The 4,713-nt window shown below is 65.8% G+C and carries 7 protein-coding genes; all 7 read right to left on the bottom strand.

From position 1 onward, the window contains the following. The coding region (gene secY / locus ACQKJZ_RS18070) for a preprotein translocase subunit SecY (protein WP_427732929.1) at positions 1-1,302 on the bottom strand (1,302 nt) is incomplete at its 3' end. Between the two features lie 158 nt (positions 1,303-1,460). Beyond that, entirely contained in the window at positions 1,461-1,991 is a 531-nt protein-coding gene (gene rplO / locus ACQKJZ_RS18065; RefSeq protein ID WP_427732927.1) for a 50S ribosomal protein L15, read from the bottom strand. A gap of 57 nt (positions 1,992-2,048) precedes the next feature. After that, a complete protein-coding gene (locus ACQKJZ_RS18060; RefSeq protein ID WP_427732925.1) occupies positions 2,049-3,146 on the bottom strand; it encodes an acyltransferase family protein in 1,098 nt (365 codons plus the stop codon). 130 nt (positions 3,147-3,276) lie between these two features. Then, positions 3,277-3,456 carry a 50S ribosomal protein L30 gene (gene rpmD, locus ACQKJZ_RS18055; protein ID WP_261269264.1) on the bottom strand — a complete coding sequence of 60 codons (180 nt, stop codon included), beginning with the start codon at positions 3,454-3,456 and terminating at the stop codon, positions 3,277-3,279. Between the two features lie 6 nt (positions 3,457-3,462). Then, complete coding sequence (rpsE, locus tag ACQKJZ_RS18050; protein WP_007406126.1) at positions 3,463-4,179, bottom strand: 30S ribosomal protein S5; 717 nt, start codon at positions 4,177-4,179, stop codon at positions 3,463-3,465. Position 4,180: 1 nt separating this feature from the next. Continuing rightward, the gene (rplR, locus tag ACQKJZ_RS18045) at positions 4,181-4,537 is read right to left on the bottom strand and encodes a 50S ribosomal protein L18 (protein WP_058733095.1); all 357 of its coding nucleotides are present in this window, start codon (positions 4,535-4,537) and stop codon (positions 4,181-4,183) included. Further along, a partial coding sequence (rplF, locus tag ACQKJZ_RS18040; RefSeq protein ID WP_427732931.1) for a 50S ribosomal protein L6 occupies positions 4,537-4,713 on the bottom strand: 177 nt, incomplete at its 5' end. The genes rplF and rplR, both read right to left, overlap by 1 nt.

The following is a 4,713-nucleotide window of genomic DNA, read 5'->3' as shown; positions in this document are numbered from 1 at the left end:
CAAGTGGCTCTGGATCTGGGTCACCGTGTCCATCGTCACGTTGACAACGATCAGCAGGCTGGTGCCGCCCAGATAGAAGGGAATCTGCAACGCCGACACCAGATATTCGGGCAGCAGACAGATGATGGTCAGATAGGCCGCGCCGATCACCGTGATGCGGGTCAGCACATAGTCGAGATAGGTCTCGGTGTTCTTGCCCGGACGGATGCCGGGGATGAAGCCGCCATAGCGCTTCAGATTGTCAGCCGTCTCCTCCGGGTTGAAGACAACCGCAGTGTAGAAGAACGAGAAGAAGATGATGCCGGCACCATAGAGCAGCATATAGACGGGCGAGCCGTGCTGCAGATACTGGTTCAGGCTGATGATGAAGTCGCCCCAGCGGCTTTCACCCGCGACGCGCTGGCCCGCAAACTGCGAGATGGTCAGCGGCATCAGCAGCAGCGACGAGGCGAAGATCGGAGGGATCACGCCCGCAGTGTTGATCTTCAACGGCAAGTGGCTGCGATCGGCCTGCATGCCCCGCTGCGTCGCGCGCTTGGGATACTGGATCAGGATGCGGCGCTGCGCGCGTTCCATGAAGCAGATGAACAACACGAGCACGACGACCGCGACGACGATGCCGATCAGGCGCACCGGATCGATGCTGCCGGTGCGACCGCCTTCGAGCAGGTTGACCAGCGTGGTCGGCAGATGGGCGACGATGCCCGCCATGATGATCAGCGACACGCCGTTGCCGATACCCCGGCTGGTGATCTGCTCACCCAGCCACATCAGGAACATCGTACCGCCGATCAGCGAGATGACCGCCGCGATGCGGAAGGTCATACCCGGCTCGATCACCGCCTGGATGCCCTGGCTAGCGCCCAGCGTCTCGAGACCCACGGCGATGAAATAACCCTGGATCGCGGTCAGCAGCACCGTGCCGTAGCGGGTATATTGGTTCAGCTTCTTGCGGCCGCTCTCGCCTTCCTTCTTGATGGCGGCGAGCTGCGGCGACAGCGAGGTCGCGAGCTGCACGACGATCGACGCCGTGATGTACGGCATCACGCCCAGCGCGATCAGCGACATGCGGCTGAGCGAACCGCCCGAGAAGGTGTTGAAGAAGTCGAGCACGCCGCCCGTGGTCTTCTGGCTCAGCAGGCCCAGCGCGGTCGGGTCGACACCCGGCAGCGGAACATAGCTGAGCAGGCGGAAGACGATCAGCGCGCCGATGGTGAACCACAGCCGCTTCTTGAGGTCGGTGGCCTTGGCGAATTTCGCCAGGCTGATGCTTTGCGCCATCTGGTCGGCTGCGGATGCCATAGCTGTTGCGTTATCCTGGAAACGAAAAACGGCGGGATGCGTTTTGAACCGCCCCGCCGCTCATATAGGCGCGAAGACGCGCTTGTCTAACCCGGATGCAAAATCCGCCGCTGTCATCCTGCGCTGACGCGCCGTGACAGCGGCGGATCTTATCCGGTTCAGGCCTTGGCGGCGAGCTTCGCGGCGCGGGTCTGGCCCTTCTTCGCGGCGGCCTTCTCGGCGGCGGGCACGACGTGCGGCACGTCGACCGAACCGCCGACCTTCTCGACGGCTTCGCGCGCCGAGGCCGACACGCCCTGCACGACGAACGACAGCTTGGTGGTCAGTTCGCCCTTGGCCAGCAGACGCACGCCGTCCTTGCCGCCACGCGCCAGGCCAGCGGCCTTCAGCGCGGCGTGGTCGATCGTGCCGTCGGTCTTCAGCTTGCCCGAGTCGACCGCCTTCTGGATCGCGCCCAGGTTCACCTCGGCATAGTCCTTGGCGAAGATGTTGTTGAAGCCGCGCTTCGGCAGGCGCATGTGGAGCGGCATCTGACCGCCCTCGAAGCCCGCGATGGACACGCCCTCACGGCTCTTCTGACCCTTGACGCCGCGACCACCGGTCTTGCCCTTGCCCGAACCGATACCGCGACCGACGCGGATCTTGGACTTGCGGGCGCCCTGGTTGTCGTAAAGTTCGTTCAGCTTCATGATATGCACTCGCTTTCGCTTATTTCGCGCGTGATGGAAAGCGTGCCCCGTAGAGGGTCACTCGGCTTTTGTCACCCCCGAATCCACAGCGGCCGGGCCGGGCGCCCGGGCACGAAGCCCCAGCCATCGGCTCGACCAGCGTACGAGCCGCCTCTCGATCACCAGATGCACCGTCACCCCGGCCACGGCCGACCCCAGGACCAGCGCCGCTCCCTGGACCAGGGCGCTCGGCGGCAGACGCCGGACCAGCGGGTCGAGGAGCGGCAGCACCGCCGTATGCGCCAGATAGATCGAATAGGACGCATCGCCGAGCAGCAGCGGCAGCGTCCAGCGGCGGAAGCCGACCACCGGCTCCAACTGGACGATCCCCGCAATGACGAGGGCCGCCGGCATGCCCCAATATACCACCCGCCACGGCGTGTAGTGGAGGTCGGCCGGGCCGATGGCGATGACGATCACCGCCGCGCCGATCGACAGCGCCGACAGCATGGCAGGCCAGCGACGCCCCCCGCTCCAGTGCCGGGCGATCCAGACCCCCGCGACGAATTCGAGGCACAGGGGGCTCAGAAGGCTGAGCAAGGGAATATCTGAGACGGATGGCCAGCCGCCGCGCATCCCACCCCCGACCAGCACCGTCGCGGCCATATAGAGCGTCAGCGCCATCGCGAACCAACGGGCGGGCAGAAGGGCCAGCATCACCGCCGCGACGACGTAGAAATACATCTCGAAGTTGAGCGTCCAGCCGGCCCCGATCAGCGGATAGACGCTGCGCAGCGGCAGAAAGAGATAGGAGCCCAGCAGATAAAGCGGATCGCTCGCCATCCCCGTCGGGTCGTGACCGGTTGCGAGAATCAGGCCCAGCTTCGCCGTGAGGAACAGCCAGTAGAGCGGCACGATCCGCGCCAGCCGGCGCGCCAGAAACGCGCGCCAGGGTTTCCCCTGCGCGGTCAGATAGATGACGAAGCCGCTGATGACGAAGAAGATGTCGACGCCGATGCCGCCGCGATCGAACACCCCGGCCATTTCCCGGCCATGGAGCGTCAGCGTGGCATGGAACAGAACGACCAGCAGCGCCGCGACCCCGCGTGCCACCTGCATGCCATAGAAGATGCCGGTCGGGGACGCGCCCGCCACGCTCCGATGATCCGCCGTCATCACTCCCCTCCACCGGGTAGAGCCTTGCCGGGCCGCTGCCGGGTCGTCAACGCGACACCGGGCAACAAAAAAGGCGCGCTTCCCGGTCCGGGAAACGCGCCTCCTTGTGGTCATGACGATCGAACGGGCTTTAGCCCTCGACCACCTGAACCATGTGCTGCACCTTGCGGATCATGCCGCGGACTTCAGGGCTGTCCTGAAGCTCGGAGACCTTGTGCATCTTGTTCAGGCCCAGGCCGACGAGGGTCGCGCGCTGGTCCTTGGTGCGGCGGATCGGCGAACCGGTCTGCTTGATCTTGATGGTAGCCATGGTCGCTTACTCCACGACGGCCGCGGCTTCCGCCTCGGCAGTCTGCTGGGTGGCACCGTGACCGCGACCCAGCAGGTCGGCGATCTTCTTGCCACGACGCTGCGCCACCGCCTTCGGCGAAGTCTGGTCGCCCAGCGCTTCGAAGGTGGCGCGGATCATGTTGTACGGGTTCGACGTGCCGACCGACTTCGTCACTACGTCGGCGACGCCGAGCGATTCGAAGATGGCGCGCATCGGACCACCGGCGATGATGCCGGTACCCTGCGGGGCCGAACGCACCGTCACGCGGCCCGCACCGAAATGGCCGTTGCCATCATGATGCAGCGTGCGGCCGTCCTTCAGCGGAACGCGGACCATCGCCTTCTTGGCGGCAGCCGTCGCCTTCGAGATGGCTTCCGGCACTTCGCGCGCCTTGCCATGACCGAAGCCCGCACGTCCCTTGCCGTCGCCGACCACGACGAGCGCGGCGAAGCCGAAGCGCTTACCGCCCTTCACGGTCTTCGAGACGCGGTTGATGTGGACGAGCTTTTCGATCAGCTCTTCGCCCTGCTCCTCGGCGCCACCGCGACGGTCGTCGCGACGACCACGGTTGCCGTCACGGCCGCCACGGCCGCGATCGCCGCCCGGACCACGGCCACGGCCGCCCCGGGGACCGCGACCCTGGGTCGCGTCCTGCGCGGCGCCTTCGGCACCGGCAACGGCCACGTTGTTCTCGTCAGCCATATTAGAACTCCAATCCCGCTTCGCGTGCCGCCTCGGCCAGCGCCTTGACGCGACCGTGGAACAGGAAGCCGCCACGGTCGAAAACGACCTGCGTGACGCCGGCGGCCTTGGCCTTCTCGGCCACGCGCTTGCCGACTTCGGTCGCCGCTGCGACGTTCGCGCCCGACTGGCCGCGTGCGTCCTTTTCCAGCGTCGAGGCCGAAGCCACGGTACGACCTGCCTCGTCGTCGATCACCTGAGCATAGATGTGCTTGCCCGAGCGATGCACCGACAGGCGCGGACGGGTGCCCGCACGCGCACGCAGCGCGGTACGGTTGCGCCGACGGCGCTTCTCGAAAAGAGAGAGACCCTTGGTCATTACTTCTTCTTCCCTTCCTTGCGGAAGATGAACTCGCCGTCGTACTTGATGCCCTTGCCCTTATACGGCTCGGGCTTGCGCCAGCGGCGGATCTCGGCGGCCAGCGGGCCGACCTTCTGCTTGTCCGAACCGCTGATCTCTACGGTGGTTGCGTCCGGCGTCTTCACCTCGATCCC

It is taken from the genome of Sphingomonas sp. NPDC019816, assembly GCF_050274375.1.
Taxonomy (GTDB): domain Bacteria; phylum Pseudomonadota; class Alphaproteobacteria; order Sphingomonadales; family Sphingomonadaceae; genus Sphingomonas.
This window is presented reverse-complemented; position numbering and strand designations above follow the sequence as displayed.

Excerpts from the sequence above, each read along its gene's own strand:
- ACQKJZ_RS18060 (WP_427732925.1), bottom strand. The coding sequence starts at position 3,146 with ATGACGGCGGATCATCGGAGCGTGGCGGGCGCGTCCCCGACCGGCATC.
- rpsE (WP_007406126.1), bottom strand. The coding sequence starts at position 4,179 with ATGGCTGACGAGAACAACGTGGCCGTTGCCGGTGCCGAAGGCGCCGCG.
- rplR (WP_058733095.1), bottom strand. The coding sequence starts at position 4,537 with ATGACCAAGGGTCTCTCTCTTTTCGAGAAGCGCCGTCGGCGCAACCGT.
- rplO (WP_427732927.1), bottom strand. The coding sequence starts at position 1,991 with ATGAAGCTGAACGAACTTTACGACAACCAGGGCGCCCGCAAGTCCAAG.
- rpmD (WP_261269264.1), bottom strand. The coding sequence starts at position 3,456 with ATGGCTACCATCAAGATCAAGCAGACCGGTTCGCCGATCCGCCGCACC.